This window comes from Photobacterium sp. R1 (genome assembly GCF_054600795.1).
The window spans coordinates 1-236 of sequence record NZ_BAAHZP010000984.1 but is presented as its reverse complement, the minus strand read 5'-3'; the positions used below and the strand labels follow the sequence as shown (position 1 = coordinate 236).

General features: G+C 46.6%; 1 protein-coding gene. It reads right to left on the bottom strand.

Annotation, left to right across the window (positions count from 1 at the left end; all coding sequences use genetic code 11):
- A partial coding sequence (locus tag ACYP03_RS28005; protein WP_459782933.1) for an EamA family transporter occupies positions 1 to 236 on the bottom strand: 236 nt, incomplete at both ends.

The window sequence follows — 236 nt, the reverse complement described above, 5'->3', positions numbered from 1 at the left end:
AACACGACACCCAGAACCTTCCCCTTAGTCTCAACCAGATACACACCGATAAAGCCTATGAGTAATCCAATCCACTGCCAGTTTCGGATACGACTTCCAAAAACCAACCGAGACAGAATTAATCCGACAGCCGGGGTTGCCCCCATAATCAGTGCGCCATTCAACTCACTCGTCATCGTCAGGCCAATAAACATGGCTGAATTAAAAATGAAAACGCCAATCCCTCCCAGAATAAT